The sequence below is a fragment of the Mucilaginibacter sp. Mucisp73 genome, assembly GCF_059491465.1.
The window spans coordinates 5,268,574-5,289,700 of sequence record NZ_CP168507.1; the positions used below are offsets into that span (position 1 = coordinate 5,268,574).

7 protein-coding genes are annotated in these 21,127 nt (G+C 48.6%); 1 reads left to right on the forward strand and 6 read right to left on the reverse strand.

From position 1 onward, the window contains the following. Nucleotides 1–109: 109 nt before the first annotated feature. Genes ACEN82_RS21760 through ACEN82_RS21775 form a run of 4 tightly spaced genes read right to left on the reverse strand, consistent with a single transcriptional unit; the run spans nucleotide 110 to nucleotide 15,959 of the window. Nucleotides 110–580, reverse strand: coding sequence for a hypothetical protein (locus tag ACEN82_RS21760; protein ID WP_413318877.1), 471 nt, complete (start codon nucleotides 578–580; stop codon nucleotides 110–112). Nucleotides 581–585: 5 nt separating this feature from the next. Further along, nucleotides 586–9,249 carry an RHS repeat-associated core domain-containing protein gene (locus ACEN82_RS21765; protein ID WP_413318879.1) on the reverse strand — a complete coding sequence of 2,888 codons (8,664 nt, stop codon included), beginning with the start codon at nucleotides 9,247–9,249 and terminating at the stop codon, nucleotides 586–588. A 3-nt stretch (nucleotides 9,250–9,252) separates the two neighbouring features. After that, nucleotides 9,253–10,038: a hypothetical protein gene (locus tag ACEN82_RS21770; protein WP_413318881.1), complete on the reverse strand. Its 786-nt coding sequence runs from the start codon at nucleotides 10,036–10,038 to the stop codon at nucleotides 9,253–9,255. Nucleotides 10,039–10,043: 5 nt separating this feature from the next. After that, nucleotides 10,044–15,959, reverse strand: coding sequence for a hypothetical protein (locus ACEN82_RS21775; protein ID WP_495644017.1), 5,916 nt, complete (start codon nucleotides 15,957–15,959; stop codon nucleotides 10,044–10,046). 595 nt (nucleotides 15,960–16,554) lie between these two features. Between ACEN82_RS21775 and ACEN82_RS21780 the strand changes: the two genes are divergently transcribed. Continuing rightward, on the forward strand, nucleotides 16,555–17,130 hold the full coding sequence (locus ACEN82_RS21780; protein ID WP_413318885.1) for a hypothetical protein: 576 nt from the start codon (nucleotides 16,555–16,557) through the stop codon (nucleotides 17,128–17,130). A 4-nt stretch (nucleotides 17,131–17,134) separates the two neighbouring features. On the opposite strand, the gene ACEN82_RS21785 is transcribed toward ACEN82_RS21780, so the two are convergent. Then, a complete protein-coding gene (locus ACEN82_RS21785; RefSeq protein WP_413318887.1) occupies nucleotides 17,135–18,226 on the reverse strand; it encodes a DUF928 domain-containing protein in 1,092 nt (363 codons plus the stop codon). Between the two features lie 2 nt (nucleotides 18,227–18,228). Then, nucleotides 18,229–20,928, reverse strand: a complete 2,700-nt coding sequence (locus ACEN82_RS21790; RefSeq protein WP_413318889.1) for a porin family protein — start codon at nucleotides 20,926–20,928, stop codon at nucleotides 18,229–18,231. Nucleotides 20,929–21,127 lie beyond the last annotated feature (199 nt).

Consider the following 21,127-nt stretch of genomic DNA (forward strand, 5'->3'; position numbering starts at 1 on the left):
TCTCATTTTCTATTTTAAAAATCCCTTATTTTTTCCCATTATTTGAACATTTTATGTGCTTTTTTAAAAAGTTATCTATTAAATCGCTGTTGTAACAATAGTTTTATGCCTAGTCAAATTTGATTTGTGTGTACAGGCCTTCATTGTTGATATATACAACTGTCCTTTGATTTAGCAAAAAGAAAATATAATCAGCTGGTTGGACAAAATCGATATTATATCCAATATGCCTTTCGTAACTATCCGCAAATTCTTTGTAATAGATAAAATCAACTAGAAAAACTTTTTGCGTAGTATAGCTTTCCATAGTTATTATAAGAAGCTTCTCGTTTTGATATTTTAACCCCTTGAAACAACATTCAACTAGTTGAATTGGCGAAATGTCTACTTCCCCCATTTCAAACTCATCCCAATTTGGGATAGGCCAAAATTTAACCTCTTTACCCAGCCTTTTTGCAGTTAAAAATATCTGTCTTTCATTTATGAAATTATCAACAGCATCTTCAACGTCAACAAACTGTAACTCTTTTATAATTTTTACCGCATCCGAAAATGATATTATCTGACAAATGTTTTCCATCTTTTTTATTTTAAATGCTCTTGTCCTTCAATAAAATATTTAGCTGTTACACTTCCTTTGGCTTTTCCATTGGCTTTTAATTTGTAGTCGACTACTTTTACATGTGGCCCTTCACCCATAACGGGTTCGCCACCTGGCTGCCATTCAATTCTTCGCAAAGAGCCGTCCATTAAATGCCCTTCATACCATCCAGGTTTACCCTCAATTTCATGAACATCCTTCATTTCACTCATATAATGTTCTGCAACTTGAAGCAGATGGTCTTCGTTTGCAACCAAACTCCGCTCAACTACGCCTCCTCCATTATTAATCACATTTGTAATTTTTATCTTAGGTAAAGGTATACCAGTATACAAACGGCCCGCTTGAAACGAGACTGAGATTCGTTTTTGCGTTAATCTAATTAAACTCTTACCTGCATCTTCAAGCAACGGAGTCATTACTTCAAATGATTTTCCAAGCAACTCTCCGCTGCCCCACATCATTCCCGATAACGCTACATAACGCAAAGATTGTTTATTCTGCTCTTTTCTCGCCGCATCAGTCTTCGCTGCATTATCTGAAAATGCGCTAAAGAATACGGAAGCCGTAGCTATTTTCATTAAGGCACCTCGTGTAAAAAAAGCGTCAATTAGCATAATCCCTCCAGTCGCACCGCCTTCTAGGCCACTTTGGATTTTATTTGCAGTTTTATAATCCCCCCTTTTTATCGCAGCATCTCTTGCATCAGCCATCCTACTGGCATTTGAAACTAAACCCATTTCTTCTCCGTCGATATCGACTGCCTGAACTGGCGTATTGCTGGCAAATTGGTAAGGAGTCAACTCCGGATATTTCTTGCTGATAGGATCCACACTCAAAAACCTTCCCAGCCTCGGATCATAGATCCTCATCCCATAATCCTGCTCATTACCTATATCCTTACCTACATCATTATCATTTTCCTTGCCATTGAACCCGTACCTGTAGTTCACCGCGCTTCCTGCAAGATATTGCTTACCTGTTCCAGGCTGCAATTTCCCGAACGGTGAATAATCCTGTGCAGTAATTACATCCGGGAGGAAGGAAGGCGTGGCTCCCTGCTGAATACGGCGGTCGCTTACAGTTGCCATGACATTTCCCAGGTGATTGGTCAGTTCATAATACTTGCGGCCCGCAATTCCGTAAGCATCGTCTCCCGCTGTAACAGTGGCCGTATTTAGATTGATATTAGGTGTCCAGGTGCCCAGTCTCGAAGAGCCGTACAACTGCTGCTCCCTCCAGTTGACCGCGGAAGAAGCATTGTCATAAACTGCCAGCGGGTTGCCCTGCGCGTCACGCACATACCAGGTGGTCAGGCCGCCGGCAGATTTACTCGCCCTGTTTCCCGTCGCATCGTAGGTATAAACAATGTTACCGCTGGCCCTGCTGATCTGTTTGATCTTTCCATAAACCGTCCAGTCAATGTTCGTCATGCCGGATTGCACATCCTTGTTCAGGTTACCGATCTGGTCATAGGTATAATTACCCGCCGACTGGTTATCGATATCGCTGGTGTAATTTCCCGCCGCCACGGCATCACTAACGTAAGCGAGTTGGTTATTCTTCAAACGTCCGTTCGGATCGGTATTGTAACGATAAGTCAGGTTATCCATGGCCAAGCCACCCGAACCGTTCCTGAAAAAGGTCAGGATATTGCCGTTTCCGTCATAGGTCATGTTTTCCTGGAAATCAGGTGTAATACTGCTGCTGTTCCAGGTGCCGCCGATGATGCTGTTGTGCTGGCGCATGTTCTTGATCCGGTTCAGCTGGTCGTAATGATAGGTATATCCAACCGGCGCGCCGCTGTTCAGCGCACTTAAGGACATGGTGGTATTACTGATATTACCGTTATACAGGCTCTGCCCGGTTATATCTCCCGCCTGCGCGGTATATTGCAAGCCAAATGCCGTTGAACCGGAGCCGCCGATAGGCTGGTAATCCTTGTAGGCTCCGTTATAATATCCTAATGAATAAGCAAGTGCGTCCCTGGCAACCGTCTGGTTATTGCCCGTTAACCCATCCTGTCCGATATCTGTTGTCCCGGCAGTATTCTGGCTGTTTACCCCTTTCAGCCAGCCCTGCAACGTATACGCGTAATCAAGGCCCTGCACGTACCCTGCATCATCCCCCAAGGTCATACGTGCCAGCGGCCCGTGCAGGTAATAACTATAATGAGCGTCCTTACGTTTATTCTCCAGCAGCAATTCGCTTCCCAGGTATGGGCGAATCATCGCCGTCGTTGAACTCGACGCATCTGTAAGACGATTCTCCGCATCGTAATCGTACTTATAGAAAAATTCATCTGTTTGGCCAGCCTGGTAGCGCACAAAATTCACTTTTCCGCTTACCAGGTCATATTCATAATCTACCTGTTTCAGGCCGAGACCGCTAATCTGTTGCCATAATGTACTTACATTTCCGTCGAGGTCGTAATTGTAGTAGGTCGCCTGTTGTACGGGGTCTGTTTTGTTATCACGGTAAGTACTTGCAGAAACCCTTTTGCGCAGGTTATTCTGGCTGATCGTGGTCGCCAGCCCCGTGAGGCCGGATGCAGGCTGGTCATAAAAAGTTGCCGTGATTTGTGCGTCCGTACCCGTGTTGTAAAAATTACCGATGGTGTAATCATCCAGGTAATTTGGCACGCCTATTCCCGCGCTCGAAGCGGCCTTTTCACCAACTTCTGAGATCCTGCCGAGCTCATCATATTTGGTGTAGCTAAACTTCTGCCCTGCCAGCTGCTTGTCGTTCTGCGAGGCGATCAGGCGGCTTTTTCTGTCATACCAAAAACTGTTGGTACCGCCATCCGGCGAATTTTGCTGGCTCACCTGGTTGCTTGCATTATAAACATAATTGGTAGTAAGCACGTGGTTCGGGTAAATACCGTTCAGCTTGGTCTCCAGCTGGCTTGCAGGCCCTATCGTTGTTTCGCTGCCCGCAGCCGGAATATTGAACCTATACCAGTGTCCGTCGCTATTGATCGGCATAAAGCAGTTATTGGCGGCATTCACCATGATCTCGCTTGGTGTCAGCAAGCGGGTATAAAACCTGGCATGCTTTAATACCGTGATATCCGATGCAGGCAATGCAGATGAGGCCCCGGCGATAACCGGCGCTTTACTACCGTTGACATAAACACTCAGTGGTCCGTTCAGCAAACTGGAAGACTGCACAACCACATGGGTCCACTGCTGGAACTGAACCAAAGCTGACAAATTCACAGAAACATGGTTAGCGCGTGTGAAAGTACCGTTCGACGGTGCCGAAAACACATCCGCACTTAAGGTCTGCCCGTCAACGCTGATTTGCAGCTGGTACTGGCCGTTGGTTGTCGACTGCGCGTATTGATATTTGCTGGTGAAAGGACTGTATAACCAGAACTCGGCTGCGGCATTCGTATTGCCTGAAAGCGCGGTCGACAAGTCCGCAAGCTCACCAGAAAGATTTGTCGTTGTCGGGCCCGTAAAAGAGGCCCCGCAGGAGCCCGCGTCACCACCATCACGGACCTGCTGAACCTGCTGGATCTGCGTGTCATTGAGCAAGCTCACCCCTTCCGGTGGGACGGTCCTCACCAGGTTATCCGCCTGGTCATAATAATATAAGGTATAATGATAATTTTGTTTGTTGGCTGTCGCGTTGAGGTTGGCCTTGGCAGCGGCACAGGTAGCGATATAATTTGCGCGGAACAATGCTTTCTGCTCATCGATATATACTTTGTAAAGTTGTCTCGCCGTGGAGGCAGCCACGCCGATATTGGCTTTAATATCGACATACGGATCCGGGGTTACCGGTATAAAAGCAGGTACATTGCAAAGCATACCCGACGGACTGGCATCATAAGTAGCATAAGTCGAATATCCTAAAGAAAATCCGAACTTTTGGTTCATGAAATTCGTCAAAATCAGCTGGTAATTTGGGCTTGCTGTTGTCAGCCCGCCTGGAAAATTACCCACCAGTTCACTTCTGGCAGTGGCAAAATCACTTGCAGTAATACAACCTGTCGCGCCCGGCTGGAGGAAAACAGGAAGCGTCAGGTCCTGGCTCAATACGTAATTACAGCCGGCCGAGGCATTCTGCAATATGCTGAATTCTGTTTGTGACAGCGTCATCGCCGTTCCGAACTTACTGACCAGGTACTGATAGAGGGTGCCCGAATAAGCAGCCGCTACCCTGGCCGCCTCAAACTGAGCCAGTACGGCTGCTATCGCAGCGCTGCTGTTGGACACGTTGTAATTTGCCGCCTGTGTAGGCTTAGCGTAGGATCCGGGCCCATTGAGCAACCAGGGGTTCAACGTCGGCGTAAATCCCGCAAACGGAGATCCCGAGTAGGTCAATGTATTTTTGATGACCTCCCCGAAATCCTTAGGCGACGATCCGGTCTTGCTGGTGCTGGCTCCGAAAGGATGGGTTGAATCACCGTTAGCAGCACAGAACTGGATCAGTGCAGCAGTCAGGGCATCTATCTTAGCCTGGGGATACACTGAAAGCCCGGTACCCAATGTCCTAATCCAGGCTACCGAGTTCCCTTCACAACTATTCTGAATCTGGATCGCGATCAAGGCATTATTTTGTGCGTCTGACCCGTTTGTTCCGTCCTTTGTTGTCGGAAAATTATTGGTCCGGGAAATGATATCAAAACGCGATGTTTTAGTCGGGTAATTGTATGAGCAGCCACCAGCAGGGGGCGGGGCAGGGGTAGCACAGTCCGTTACACTGCCATAAACATTCCAGCGTCCGGTGGTATATTCCGGGGTTTCAAATAACCCTAAGAAGCCTCCATGTGCGCCGACTTTAAAATATTGCGTAGGGACGCGGGCTACACCGACATCGCTGTTTGCGTCTATGCTGATACGATACCAGTAGTTTCGAAAGATGTTGCGAGGCTCATCATTGATCAGCGTAACGACCATCCCGTTCCTGATACAATACGGAATGTCGGGACTGACCGCAACCCTTACTTTTGTCCAATAAATGGGATCATTGCCCTGCGGTTCATAACTAATTCCGCTGATGTAAAAATCATTTCCTGTTTTCGGCCCACTGTAATCAATACTTTTTGGGGGAGCCTGTACATAGCCGTCGTATGGCGTCCGCCGGGTCGGTGTACCCGGTGGCGCTGGTGCCACTCCTGTGCAATTCACGACGCGGATCTTGACTGCGCCAAGCGGCACGGTGGCAGGTAAGCAAAACGTAGTTTTGGAAGTACCTCCCGCCATAGTAATGCTCGGTGGAGCATTGGTCACATCGACACCTGAACCATAGTAAAGATAGAGGTATGTGTTATTCAACAAATTCCCTTTATTGTAGGTAATCGTAACCGCCTGTCCGCATGGATTTGTACCGGTGCCGGAAGGAGCCGGATCAAACTCCGTGGCCCGGGAGATGGTGAAGTCGCCGACTTCAGGACAATTAGCTGTCGCCAACGGTACAGTATATGGCGTACCGATATCACAGGCATCCGCACAGGATACCTGTTTCCGGAGCATGTCATAATACACATCTTTTAACTGGAAATAAAATGCCTTATACTGGGACCAGTCGCGGTCCGGCACCCTGCATGCGGCCGCCGAGCAATTGTTCCAGCAATTGTTGGACTGACTGTCGCCGGTTGAACAGTTCCCGCTGCAATAGAGTTCGTAGTCTATATACTGTGAAAGGTTTTTAACCACCGCACCGGGTGTACTGTAATGAAGCACACTTGAACTGTAATTATTCAGGTCGTTCAGCATTGCCTGTTTAATCGTTGTACTGGTCCCCGGTACCAGTGCAATAGAAGCAGGGCCGCCATCTGCAAAGAAGGGGTCAACAGCGAACAGCCAAGCACCATTGGTGTAGCTGTAAGTGAAACCATTCGGCGCGCCCTTGATCGACGGGATATCTGTGAACTTAACCGCCAGCTGCTTTACACGTTCATCCCAGTCCTTATTTGATGAATTCGCCTGGCAAAATAAAAGCTTGCAGTATTCCGGATGGTATTGCAGGAACAGGCCGTTCCAGCTGTCATTCCAGTATTTAACAAGATCTGCCAGGGAGGTTGAACCGTCGTTTGCCGAGGAAACCTTGCCATCATCTTTCGTAAAATAATGCGATTGGTATACCGGATCGTTCACATCCTGTATTACCGGAAACACCCTGCGCCAATTATCATTGATTATGTTGATATCCGTTTCCAATGGCTTGTTCTGATCGTCAAAAAGCGAATATTGACCGCCGGGCGCGACATCTTTCTCCATCAAGGCCTGGGTGTCGGCACAGGGTGAAAAATCGCAGGCAGTTGTCGCCGCCTGGGCCTGAGCCAGTAAGGCATCGTATTTCGAGCTTACCCAGTTGTTGTAACTGGTCTGGTCCGCTGCAGCGTAGCTGCTGATCACAATACCGTTTGCGGCAAGTTTGTCATTGAACATTTGCGTGAACGATGCTTTAGTTCCCAAAACCTGCAAGGCAGTCCGGCAATCTCCCAGTAAACCATTGAAATCGATAGCCGCCAGTTGTGCCTGGAGATAAGTCCATTCGGTATTCAATAACTTATTGGTTTGGGCACTGGTAAGCCATTGGTCGACGTAATCTTCGATCGACTGACGGTTCATTGCAAACTCGACTGTGATGTAGTACTCGCCAATAGCATTGAAATTGGCGTCAAAGCTGCCGGTCTGAGAGCCCGGGGTACAACTCACACTGCCTTTTGCGCCGACTGCTAAAGGCAGGGTGATACCCGTCAACGTCAAGGGTGTATTAGGCGCGCAGGAATTGACGACTTTGACATTCATATCATAATAACAACTGCTGCAGATCTGCGTGCTTCCCTGGGAATAGGTATAGATCAGCTTTTGCATATCGAAAGTGAAATGCACGGGGCCGGTTACCGCTGCCAGATAGGTAGTTGTACCCGACAGTTTAACGGAAGCATTATCAAAAACAAACTGTTCGGGCTTCAAGACCTTGCTTACCTGCTGCTGCGAGGTTGGCATAGAAGGAAGCGCGTCCATACCGGTAGGCGCCCCGCCGGCCAATGCCGTTGCAATGGTTTTTCCGCTGGCGTTTTGGTAACTGATACTGATCTGGTTGTTCGCATCCACCACCATATTCTTGGTATAATGCTCCGCATAGCCAACCTCGTTACCAAATAACTGGTCAAGCTCCCATTGCTCCGGCTTGCCGTAATAATATTTTGTGGTATTGCCTGGTACGCCCCCCGGCTGAAAGGCGGGTCCTACCCCGCCCTGCAGTTTAATGCGCCCGGTATTATCAGCGGTATATTGGGTAACCGAAAGCGGGTACTGCTGGGCATCGGGAATATATTTCGCGTTCGCGGAGAAAGCCGAATATAAAGGGTCATTCAGGAAATCATTGCCGGTTGAGTAGTATTTACTCGTCCCCTTTCCTGCCGAAAGCGGGGCGGGTATAAACTCGCAGTTTACGCTGCCGGTACCGATGACATCCCGGTAAGTATAAGGCGCCGGCGTGGCGCTGGTATTGACATTGAGTTTCTGAAAATAATGGAGATACGGAACATTCGTCCAGACGCCATTAATTTGCTCCTTCGCCGGTGCAGGAAGTATGCTGGCTGTTTGACGGCCGAATAAATCGTATATATTCTCCTGAACCAGCGGTACATTCTGAGAGTTATTCAGTGTAACCGTCTGCCTGTTCCTGAGTGTCCCGTCAAAATAGCTGATCACCTCTTTTTTCCTGCCCTCCTCCGCAAATGCTTCCGAATATTGCCAGTTAAGCGCAGGTTCATGCCAGTACGAAGTCAGATCCCAAACTAAAAAGTGGCTGGTGGGGCTGGCTGCATCCTTATAGGTCCAGTCCCCTGCTACCCGAATACCATCGGCCGTGTATTGCACGGCGCGAATCCTGGCTAACAGGTATTTATCGTTGTAAGCAAGCGAAATGGTAAATGCCTGCCCTGAGGTTGTCATCCGGCTTGCATTGTTTTTAAAAATAGGTTCCCCCTGGGTTGCTGCCCCGGTGTTCGCCAGCATGGCGGCGGCAATACTTTCATTGATGTCACCTTCGCCAAGCGTGGTCCATTCCACGTCATATTCGTGGGCGCCGGTTACCGTACTCCAGCTTAACGGGAGCTGTTTTGTCGAGTTGATCTGGTATGAATTCACCGGGACCGGGTCGTGGACATTGAAATTATAAGCGCGGTCAACAGATATGGTACCGGTCAATTGCACCATACCCGCACCAGGCAAATTGTCCCCGGGGTTTTTAACGTCAACACTTTGTACGGTAACAATGATCTTTAATGCGCCGGTCGTATTCCGTGTGTCTACCCGCTGGTAGGTATTCGCAACGCCGGCCGCCGTATTGTAGTTTACAACTAAGGTTTCATTCTTCGAACTGAAAGGCGTAGCGGAAGACGCCGTTGCATAATAGTCGATCAGTACGTTCACCTTGTAACTGAAATTGGAGGTGATCGCTATGTTATCTACGACCCGCAGGGATACACCATCCATAATGGATCGGTTGGTTATATTGGTTTGCGGCGTATTGTCCACAACGGTGAGTACCTGTTTCGGAAAAGGCCCTGTAAACGGCCCGGGAGCACTCGCAGTAATCGGATCAATCTTTGCCAGCGCCGCTTCACCGTAAAACACCAAGCACACACAAACAAGGATTACCGATTTGATAAGGTTTTTCATAGGTTATTTAAGGATATTGATCAGTTCGTAATCCATGTATTTTTTTGTAAGCTCAATTTTACCATCTGCTATCCGGATCACCCGGTCAAGGCCCGGATATGCTTCCCAGTCGGGGGACTTTGTCCATGCTGTGATCTGCATGGTGATCGTCCTGTCTTTGCCTTTATCCAGCGGATCGTAATTGTCGGGAAGCCTTGCAAAAAGCCTCGTTACTTTTTCGTCTGCTTTGTGATAGGTAATGGCCAATTCCCTGCAGGTCAAATGCTTCTCATTTTTCAGCAGGATCGTTTCCTCTTCAGCACCGGCTTCTGACTGAAGCACGTAATGTTCAGAAACCATACCTTTTGCAAAATCCTGAAGGTTTCCTGTCACAGGGGCATTGACAGGTTTTTGCCTGTCAATGATGACTTTTTTTTGTTCATGGGAGATGAGCACATTGAACCCGCCTTCGTTGATCATTTCTTCAGGTCCGTAACGGTAATAGCATTTTTGCCCTTCCCTGCAAAAAACGACGGGAATATCCCTGATGGCAGATACGCTGTCTGCCGGCGAGGTCATGCTGACCATCGCCCGGTAAGCACAGGTATTGTTAAGGTCCATGCTGCCAACCAGCCTGTTGAGCCTGGCCAGCAATGCCGCATCATAAGTATCTTTACGCCCTTGTTGCACAGCCGGTTTTATTTTGCCCTGCTGTTGGTTGTATTTCATGGCTGCAGCCAGGCCAACACAAAACAGTAAGCCTGCCGACACCAGTACCGTACTGAACTTCGTCATATATATTCTTTTCATTTCCTCTATAATAATGGCGTATTCTTCTTTTGTGAAGAGCGTGTTTCCTTAATGGTCATGATACCACGTTCTGTTTCTTTTTTGACGCGGACGAGCAGGCCCTCACTGTCATATTCATAGAAAGTAGCAAAAGCGTTTTCGTCCAGTTCGGCCATCAGGCGAAAGGTCGAATCATCGTACGCGTAGCTTTTCATTTGTCCGTTTACCGGATGGATACGGATATCATCGATCAGGACGGAAGCTCCGGCAACTGGTGTGATAGCTATGGTAAGCGCTTTTCCATCAGCCAGACCGGGCAATGCATTCAAATCGATGATGCCTTCCAGCAGCTTCCAGCCCTCAACGACCGCCTTACAGGTCAGTGTTGAACTGCTTCCGTTGACGCCAAGCGCTATATTGACGGTCCTGTTCACCGGCTGCGCATCCTTAACCCAGACGTTGAAGATATATTTAGCCTTCAATACCCCCCATGCTGGCTCGAAGCCATTCGGGTAGATGCCATAAACCCCGGTATCCGTATTTTTGATATACTGGTATTTGCTGTCCTTATTTAAATATGGGGCTACAGGCTGATCATACTGGTAAACCGTGGTCAACAGGCTCAGGCCGTCTGCCGGAAGCGTAACACTGTAGTTACCCGTATGTGCATCCTGCTTTCGCGCCAGTGCATTGATATTGATTCCGGTAGATGGCTGGATAAATTCCGTCAGCTTCACCGGCGAGACAGCCATTATATCTGCCGGCCGGAATGCGGCATCTTCCAGGCTGTTGACGTAAACTTCCCGGTTACGTGCATTGGAGACTACAGCGGCAGGCAATTCACCTTTAAAATCAAATACAGCGGCACTGAAACGGCCGAGCGCATCCACGTTCTCGGTTTCCTGACCAAACTGGTCATACTGGGTGACCGTATTTGCGGCTATCCAGTCCTGTCCGTAATTGATGGTGCTGTTGCGGCTCCATTTCCCCCCCGTCGGATCAAAAAACCAATGGGAATAAAAACTGCTGATATAACCGCTGCTGGCGATGTCCAGTCTCCCGTTCGCTGCACTCAGTACGTTATTATAAACCCTGTTTTTCTGGAAAACCATCGACTCATACGGCCGCCAGTTATTTTGAAACCCGTATAGGAAAGGGTTGATCGTTACCGGCGGCGGGATACAAGGTGAATATGGCGTGCTCCTGGCGTCATCATATTTATATTCATAAAAAGTACCTGCTGTATTTTTGGTATAAACGATTGCCGAAGGATTTTGGATCAGGTTCTTCGTGCTGAATATCAGGTTGAGTCCCTGGCCATTGTTCATGCCTGCATTGTAAAGTTCCCCGGAGTTATTGTTATAAATCTCCACAGCACCGCCGTTCGGCTGGTTATCATTGTTCGGCGTGGAATAGGTTAACTCCATGCGGAAATTATGCCACCCTTTGGTCAGCGTCACCGGTACAACCTGCCAGTTCCGTTGCGGGATCCGGCTGTACCAAAACAGCTTAAACCAGTTATTGCCGTCACAGTTATTGTCAAGGCTGAAAGACATTTTCGGCCCGGAATCGTAACCCACCAGGTAAGTTCCGTCCGCAGGGACGTAATAAGGCGCGAACACCCCCATGGTATTGCTGTCGTTCTGGGAATAAAGACTACTGTTACCGATCATCGCGTTTGTTTCGCGCAAACCAAAGTAAATATTGACAGGCCCTGAATTATATGGGCCCTGTTGATCAAGCATGACCGTTTGCGTAGCACCGGTCGCGTATTGATTACCCTGATAAATCGTGAGGTCATACGGAGCGTTCGAAGGAACGACATGTACGTCCGGAACCTGTGTCGACCAGTTGTCACTATACGTGTTTGCCGAGGCATTGATCACTTTCAGGGAGGTGAGATCACCTGAACCCAGGGCAAGTTTTAATCCGCCGGAGCCATTGCTGATCAATGGATTATTGAGGGAAGTAATACTGGTCAGCCCGGAATTCAGCATATTCTTAAACCCGGAACCGATGATTTTGGCCCTAATATTACGCAGCCCGGGCTGCACTTCCCCGTATTTATTAACGATAAACTTGAGCGTGGTTTGTATGCTTGAAATTGGTGAGTTCTTTATAAACGTATGACCAGTCACCCAGTAAGGGTTATTTTCCGATCCGTTAACGTCGATCAGCTCATCTCCTACTTTCAGGAAGCTGTAATCGCTGTCTGCCGTACCGTCGTCATTGGTATTCAGGTTAAAGACCATGCCCTGGTTCGCGGAAGCTGGCCCCATTGCCGCATACGCCCAGTAAGCAGGGATGTTCAGGGAAAAGATATCCTTATTAAATTCATTCTGGGTCCGTGTCAGCATCGGCTCACCGGTCTGTCCGTCATAGGCCACATTCTGCGTGGTCACTGAAGATCCGTTGACCGTTTTGACCACGCTGGAAACTAAACCATAATATTGGCTGACTTTTACGGCACACGCTGAGCGGAACAATTTGTAATCCGTATTACCGGACGAAGGCCAGTGCGGCACCGGGATTGGTATTGCAAACGCAGGAACAATGTCAAAACCAACGTTGAGGGAGTTACCATCGTTGACCGATTCCTGTTCACGCATATCGGTAAAAAATTCAACTTCCCGGCCGATGACCTGGTTCTGGCTCACTGTACCGTCGGGATTGATAACACTAACCAGGTTGCGCAGTCTCAGCGGCCCTGCTGTAGGATCTGTCGTATTATAATTATATACCGTCGAAGATATCTCTGATTTCGCCTGATTAAATACACGTACTGCTTTTGGCTTGCCGTGCATATCGTTTAGCTCAATGGCGTACCCCTGCGACAACGTTAGTTTGTCCACACTTGAAGTGGATACCAGGCTGAACTTGCCGGAAGGCGGCTTCTGCATTTTCTGAATAGGCAATACCGTTACCTTGACAGGAAAATCCTTTGCTGTATAAAACTCGTTCACGATATAGCCTGTCTGCAGATTAGGATCCGGAACAATAACCGGCTTGGTATCGAGGCTTCCGGCATCGCTGAGATCGGTAACAGTGACTTTACTGTATACAACAGACGGGGCGGGATAAAAAGACTCCCCGAAAGGTTCTTCCAGGTCAAAGAAATTATCCAGTGCCCCTTTGATCTTTTGAATATAAAACACAGGCTGTTTCAGCGGATTCTCGTCATTACCAACGGAAGGTTCATAACTGGCGACACCGCTGCTGATAACCTTATTGTCTTCCGTGGTTGTGTAATCGTACGATTGACCGTAATACTTAGGATACGAGGTGCCTCCCATATCATTCCAGTCGTCGTTGATCGTGATTCTTTTAACCCTTACCCCTCCGCCAAGTTTGAAGCCATCCGTTTTTGCAATCCTCACGAAGCTCTTGGGAAGACTAAGCTGGTTCGCGTATCCCAGCCTGCTGGCCTTCTGGTAAAAATTCTCCTTCAGTTCACTCAGGTTGGCAAAGGCGGTAAATATTGCCTGCACCGCACTGGCCAGCGTTTGTGTCGCACCTTCGTTCCCCACCCTCCTGTCGAATCCGGGGTAGGCATACCTCGGGTATTCGTCCTTCATCCGCTGCCATGCAGAATATATGATCGGGTTAAGTGCCGGGGCACCTCCTTCCGATCTCTTTTTCAGATAAACATAAGCCATGTTGCTGACAATAGCGACGCTTTCCACTTCGCTATAGGTCGGGATGTAATCACTTTCCAGGCCCGTGACCGGCGTGCTGTTGGACGTGGCCACTTTTACAAAGCACTTGCTGTAGATATAATCCGAACCGTTGAGGTAGTTTTTCTTAAACCAGGCCGTCGCATTTGGATTATCCGTTGTTGGTGCGATCTTTATTTTAAAACCGGTAGCGCCCATCAAATTGTTATCTGCTACAGACACGTTCCCGGCAGAGACAATGCCTTCTACTTTGACCATCGTCATCGCTTTTTTGTCCTGTACATACGCATAATCGTCTGCCTCATAGTTCACATCGATCGCGCCGCCTGTCGGCAGGTTGATATGGTTCAGGTGCCATAGCGACGCAGCCTGGCCTGCGTTCGAAGTGATTGTTCCCTTAGTCCCGCCATCCGCTTCCTGCAGGGCATAGGGAAACTCCTCGTTCAGGAAGCTCAGACCGGGAATATCTGATGCCGGCCTGTAAGTTCCCCAGCGGTCGGTGCTCGCCGTTGTATAGCCGACATTAGTAGCCGAACCATAGCTCGTATTGTAGGTAAAGGTATAAGGGAAATATTTCCCCTTGGTTGTATTGGCATATTCAAATTTCAAGCCGGTAAGCGTAAGCTTGCCATGCGTTGCGCCATCCATAGCGACGGAATTTGGCGTATTGGGACAAAGCGAGTAATTGTAAACGAACTTCACTACTTTAATCGGCTTGGACATGTCTGATCTCGAATAAAGCCGGATCTCACGCAGACACTTCTGGCGGACGTTGGTATTGACACCACCATTGATGCCTGATACACCAAGCGCATCATCCCTGTCCTGGGTAATAAAAAAAGCGATCTTGGTTTTCGACATGATCGAATGGACATACCAGAGTTCCTTCTCACCATAAACAATGCTGGCCTTGTCATCATCAGCATCTGCGAGGAGGGCCTTGTTCAGCGTCGCGTTGGCATAGGGTGTCCGCCACCGGAAGCCATTGATCCTGGAATAATTGAACCGGATCGCCGTTCCGAGGTCATCGTCGGTAATACCATCTCCTGTCCGGTCTACATAATCGGGGGAAAGCACGCCCGACAACAGATAGCTTGTCGCATAAGCAGGCTGTGAATCCTTATGGTAATAATTATCAATGCCTTTTCCCTGTCCCATCGCATTTTCATTTGCAGGTGACGCCACCTGGTCCACTCCATTTACAAGGCCTGATACCGACCTTGGGCCTACAGCAAAAGAATATTCCGACTGGCGGAGCTGATAAACAGGGATACCATAAACCATCCGTTTGCCTGACTCTTCTTTGACTGTAATTTCTGATATATGATGTCCTTTACGGTAACCGGTATCCCGTACGATACTATCTGTCAGCGGGTTTGCCAGTTTCGGCTTGGAAACCGGCTGAAAAGATCCAAGGGTATTCAGGGCATATGTCCTTATCCGGGGATCTAATCCGCTCATCCTCGCTTCAGAAGCTGAAAGGTAAGAGATGGAAGTCTGGGCAGGAGCCGGGTTGTGCCGCGCAATCGGCGAAGAGATGGGATAAGCGGTGAAAGCGTTCTGGGCAGTCGTACCGTTAACTTGTACGGCAAGCGCCTCAGATCCGTGTAACTGGCCATTCAGGCTGGCATTTTCCAGGGTCGTTTCACCGGTCTTTTTGAAATAAACGTGCTGGTTCAGCGGATTAACCAGATCAGCATCCTGAAAGTCGCCTGACTTCATATACAGATTGTCACCAGTCCATTTCCTGGTCACATTCGTTGTTTTTTGCTTGTAAAGGGTGGTCCCCCCGTGTCCGTAAGTGCCGAAACCGGCATCGAAACCCAGGCTTGTATTCGTGTTGACGTCAGCAGCCTCGTTGTCAAAAAAGATCCCTGTCCCGCCCCGGTAAAGCCGGAACTGCCCGCCACCTATCTGACTGGTATACGAAAACAGGTCGCTTGTATTCACTGGTAAAGCGAGATTAGGCAACTCCGGAATGACCGGGTTATCCTTTTCCCGGATAAAATCCATCACCGAGCCACGGATATTTTTTCCCTGTTCGGCATATAATGTCCCGTATGCCGGATGTGAATTGCTGCGGTTCAGTACTTCCCTTACGGAGCGGTAGCCGGTACCACCGCCGCCAGCGAACAGAATACCAGCGGCAGGCCCCGCATCCATACTGAAAGATCCGTAGGAAGATTTATAAGGCACCTGTATCTTCGGTAAGATGGGCTCTGTATTGTAGGTTACCACCGTACCGCCGAACTGAAGCAGATTGGACATGAATGACGGGCCGTAACTGCAGTTCAATGACAGGCCTTTCATACCGGAACGCGTATTGTAACCCAAATTGGCACTCAAGCCGGCAACACCGGTCATATTGAAATCTGTCGCGGCCTTTACACCGAGGTTTGCATAAGGGGTTACATCTACGCCGCTTGCCGTACTCGATAAAATACCAAGTCCTAACCCGGCGGTCAGCGGGCCGTCGTTACCCTGTGAAACCGAGATCCCAGGGTTAGCGCCGATCTCAGCCCCGATACCCGTATAGTTGTCGCTGAACACGCCCATACTGATGGTTCCTTCACCTTTGATTGGAGAATAGTATCCGCCGACTTCTCCCTTGACGCGTAAGCGTCCGCCAACCGTGATTTTGGGTTTGGTATAATGGTCCGTGACGATCGGATCTCCTTTCATATCATCAGGAATGCCCCGGAGCTGCCTGTTGATGCTGCCGACATTGAGGGACCAGCCAAGCCCTACCCAGCTGGCCTCGTCATCAATTCCGGTCCCTGACTGGTAATTCAGGTTGATAGGGTAGCCATCCACATCCAGCAGGGGGATATTATATTTAAAATCACCGGTCTGCAGATCGACCATGTCGGTAACCGTTGCGGGCTGGAACCCCTTTACTTCCGGTTGTGTCGGTCCCGAGGTGAGCGCCAGTGCCGCCACCGGGGCGATTACCAGGTTATATATCCATACGGCCAGCAGTGCGAAAGCGATTTTCCTGCTTTTGGGAATATTATTCATGTATTTAAAGGTCATGGTGATACTAAGGTTTGAAGGCAAATATTTTCTTATCCAGGTAACGGTCCTCGTAGATCAGTTTTTCATCCGCTGGTGGTACCGGTTCATCGGCGAAAGTCACCAGGTATTCGAAAGTTTTTCCGGTACCCGCGGCAACGTACTGAACGATATCAGCATATACTTTTTTGCCCGCCGCCTGTTTGTAAAAGCAACTGTCCATCCGGTAAAGCAAGGCAGTCCGCGTAGTTTCACTGAGACCGGCAGCGGCCTGCGGCGTGAGGTTAAGTCTAAACCGGTAACCGGAAGGAGCATCAGGATTATTCAGTGGAGCGACCTGCACGGTCAGTCCGGTGTTCTCCTGCTCCTGAATTTGCTTCTTTTCCCTGCCACAGGCTGCCAGCAAAAGACAGCATATCCCGGCTAAGTATCTATTCATTAGGATCTTCATATTCAAATCGTAAACTTTTAACCGTGCCGTCCGGCAGGGTAACATCCATAACATAAAACTTACCGTTCTTAAAAGCGCTGTTACCGCTCAGCTCCACCACAAGCTCGTTGCGACCGTTTACCAATAGAAGTTTGGGTAAGTGTTTGATTTTCTTATCAGGCTGATCCAATGCCCGGATCTTATAATGAAGTTCTTGTTTTACGTAGGGGTTCACCACTGCAAAACGAACAGATCCAAGGGCCAGGTACCGGTTACCCTGTGCCAGGTCCTCGATAAAACGGAAGGAAGCACTATCCACCTTTTTCTGAAGCGTATCAGGGCAATGAACGTTGAATTCCCATATTTCTGAGCGGTTAAGAATGGTCTGATCCTTGAAGGCGGTAACCTGCCAGGCATATTTTTTTTCCGGCTGAAGCTCCCTGGCCACCGGCGGAAACACCAATACGGGAGCTGTCAGATTAGTCTGATTCAGGATAGGCAGATTGTAGTTCAATGCCTCTGTCGGGCTTTGCCCTGCTTTGATCTCGGCGAGCACCAATTGGTACCTTGCGCCTGCCATCACCGGAATAAGCGGCTGCCAGCTTAAAGTCGGCCGCTTATCACATATTTTTTCCTTATTATAAGGATCAACCAGGTTTAGCTCGGCAAACGGCGCCAACGTATAAGAAAAGCATTGCTCAAAGGGTGGATTATCACTGTGCTGAAACGTAATCTCATAACAATACTCGTAATCTCCTTCAGGAAAAGAGCCGGTTCGCCCGCTGATCTGCCCCAGCTGGCTGTCGCCAAATCGGATTCCTGCCGAATGTGCGGCAGTCGTGGGGATGGGGTTTGTACCCGGGAAAAGCGAAAATTCGGGAAGCACGGCCCGGCAGACAATCCCACCTTTCCGCTCGGTTACCGTGATCGTCATGCTGACGTTCAGCTTTCCCCCGGAATTGGTAATCCTGCAGAAGAACAGGCCATTGACATTGCGGCCATAGGTCTCCGGGATAAAACTGATATTGAGCTGGGCCGATGCCGCATATCCGGAAAGGGCCAGGAACAAAAACAACAGGTATTTTTTCATCATAATTATATACTGATATGGTATTTAAGCGTTAATTCAGCGCGGCAGGAAGGATACAGATCCGGATAAAGCGACCGGAGCAGGTTTCTGCGAAAATCCACATAGGAATCAAGGTCAAAGTGCCCTGCAGTCAACAGTTGCACGCCCTGCCTGATGCCGGCCTGCCTGACGATCCCGGTATTGTTCAGGTAAGTAAGTCCGGAAGAAAAGTTCAGCTTTTCAAACAACCTGTAACTATAAGTCATATCAGCGGTCAGCATATTTCCGATAAGCTGGTAGGGAGACAGCTCCTTGTTATAGAAAACGGCTGTTGTCAGCGAATTCATCTGAAATACAGTTGTTTGTGTATAATTAAGCATCAGCAGGTTCCCGGCCCCCTGCGTTCCGGTCACATTACTGAAATTCTGCGTACCTACCGTGAGGTGACTGACCGTATATTGCTTCCATAATTTGAACCTGACATTGCCGTCAACCTGAAGTTTTTGCAGGCCGTAGACAGGCGTAATGATATTATTAACCATCTTATCGGTCCCGCCGTTGGCATACTTGAAATTCATACTGAACTGTTTGTTCACCTGGTAACGGGTATCAAACTGGAACTGGTAAGTTTTCCATTTATCATTGGAAGTGTAACTGATCGGCATATTATTCAGATCAGCCCTTAAGCCGAACGAAAGCCTCTTGTCCAGGAAAGATTTCCTGATATTTCCGCCATATTTCATCCGGGCTCCGCCAAAACCATTATTAGCAGGATTCTGGTAGCCCATACCGGCGTAATTGAAATAGAAACTGTCGGATGCCCCAAGCTTATCGAGCTCCAGGTCATGACGGGCGCCAAAAGACATTGCCGAGAACAAATCATTGGTCAAAGTACTTGTGAGCCCGGCTTTCCTGTCCAGCAAAGCCTCATTATTAACCTGGTAATTATTGTTGTAAAGTGTAGCTGTCTTTGAAAGATCAAATGACATATTACCAAGTTTGCCGAGCCTCATATCTTTAGATAATGTAACCGCCACATTGTTATTGGATATGCCCGGCAAGGCATATGCGCTGTTTCTGATCTCTTTACCATAAGCACTGATCACTGAAATTTTCAATTTACCGCCCCTGGCCCTTGGCAATTCCGCAGCGAGATAGGTCATATTACGGGGTTGATTATAGACAGACGAGGTATAGGCCGCATCTTTGAAAGATCCGATATCGTTTACGGCGCCGTAACCTGCGGTCAGGGGAATGCCATCTAGTTTATAGGTCAAATGGGTACCAGACATGAACAGGTCGGTGTTTTGGACGCCGCCGGGTACCTGATTGCCGAAACTGCCCAGCTTCAGCGCATCGACGTTGTTGAAAAACGATTGCAGCCCATTTCCCGGACGGGTATTCTCAAAGCCGCTTAATGCTTCTGTCAGGGGTAGTTTAGCGTCTCTTTGTTTCAGCCATTCTTCCTGCTGCAACATCGTACGTACATTTAGTCCCCTGGCACCCAGCCTGCTGCGGATAGCATCCACCTCGGCCGCAACACTGTCGACCTGAGGGGGCACAGAGACCTGGTTAAGCTTAAAATCCGTGCCCGGTAGATTATCTTTATCCAAAGCAGCCGAAAGGTCGCCGGTTTTTAAAGGTTGGAGCTTAGATTCCAGTGTTTGTTTTTCATCACCGATGACCTTGTCAAAACCTGCAGCATTATTCTGGCGCACGTTGATAAAAATCCGGTGGGCCAATCGGGACCGTAATGTATCATGCTCTGCAGCCTGCATGGCCAGGTTGTTGCTGACGATCCTTGCCAGGTCAAATCCGGGAACAGGCACTAAGTATCCAGCGTCCGGAATACCCTGCAGGCTCACCTTTTGAGCCGGTTGTGCAGATAGCCCCTGAATCTTTTGGGCGATCTGTGCTTCGTTCAGGTTCTGAAGCTCTGCCAGATGTTCCTGGTTGTTGAAATATCCATTCAGATCCCGATTCTTTTCCATCGCTTTCAGATCATCCAGATTAGCCCTGACCCGGTCTGCTTCCAGCACCGGAATTGCGTTAGCAGATAAAGACGCTGCCTGCTTTTTAACCTTAGACCTGGCGTCGTCTTTCACGCGGACCAGTTCGGTCGTCAGTTCTCGGCGAACCTGTTCTTTATCCATTGTTAACAAACGGTTAATGACAGCCGGGTCGTCCAGGTATTTACTGAGCACATTTTCTCTTGTCCAGCCCTCAACCGGGTTACGGGTAAGTGCCTGCGATTTGAGTTCTTCCCTGGCATAGGCAGTAAGGTCCTGACCATGGAACAACGTTTTCCTCATTTCCGTGTAGCGTAACAGATCGCTGCTCATCATGGCTTTAAGGCGTTGCGGATCAAGGTTGAATTTAAACAAGCCATTGACCGGGCTATGTTGTGGCATGGAAGATCCTTTATCAGTCGAAAAATTGAAACTGAGCGGAATCCCCCCGGCATTGATAGTGGTTCTCAAGCTTAAAATATTGGCATATCGCCTGTCTCCTGTCAAACCGGCTGCCGCATTGACCGGATGGAACATCAGCGCATTTTCGAATTGCAAGGTTGCTCCGATACTTTTTTTACGGAGGGAAGGCAGGCTTTTTCCGGCCAGAGCTGTTTGGTTCAGCGTAGATTTCGCTCCATTTTTAATCCTGCTTTTTAACGAATCTTTTTGCTGAACAGGTTTGCTAAAACCCGGCTTGCCTGTAATGCGTTGCAATTTAGTTGTTAGGATCGCCGAATCAGGTTGCGGAAACATCACAGTCGAATCCTGGCGAGTAATTTGCTGGGCACTTGTAATAAAAGGGAAAAGGCAAAGAAAGATCGACAATCGAATTTCCGAAGGAAAGCGTCCGGCTACAAGTTGTTTGATGCGATCCCGCAAGACAGTCCATACTGATATCATATTTCGTGATAAG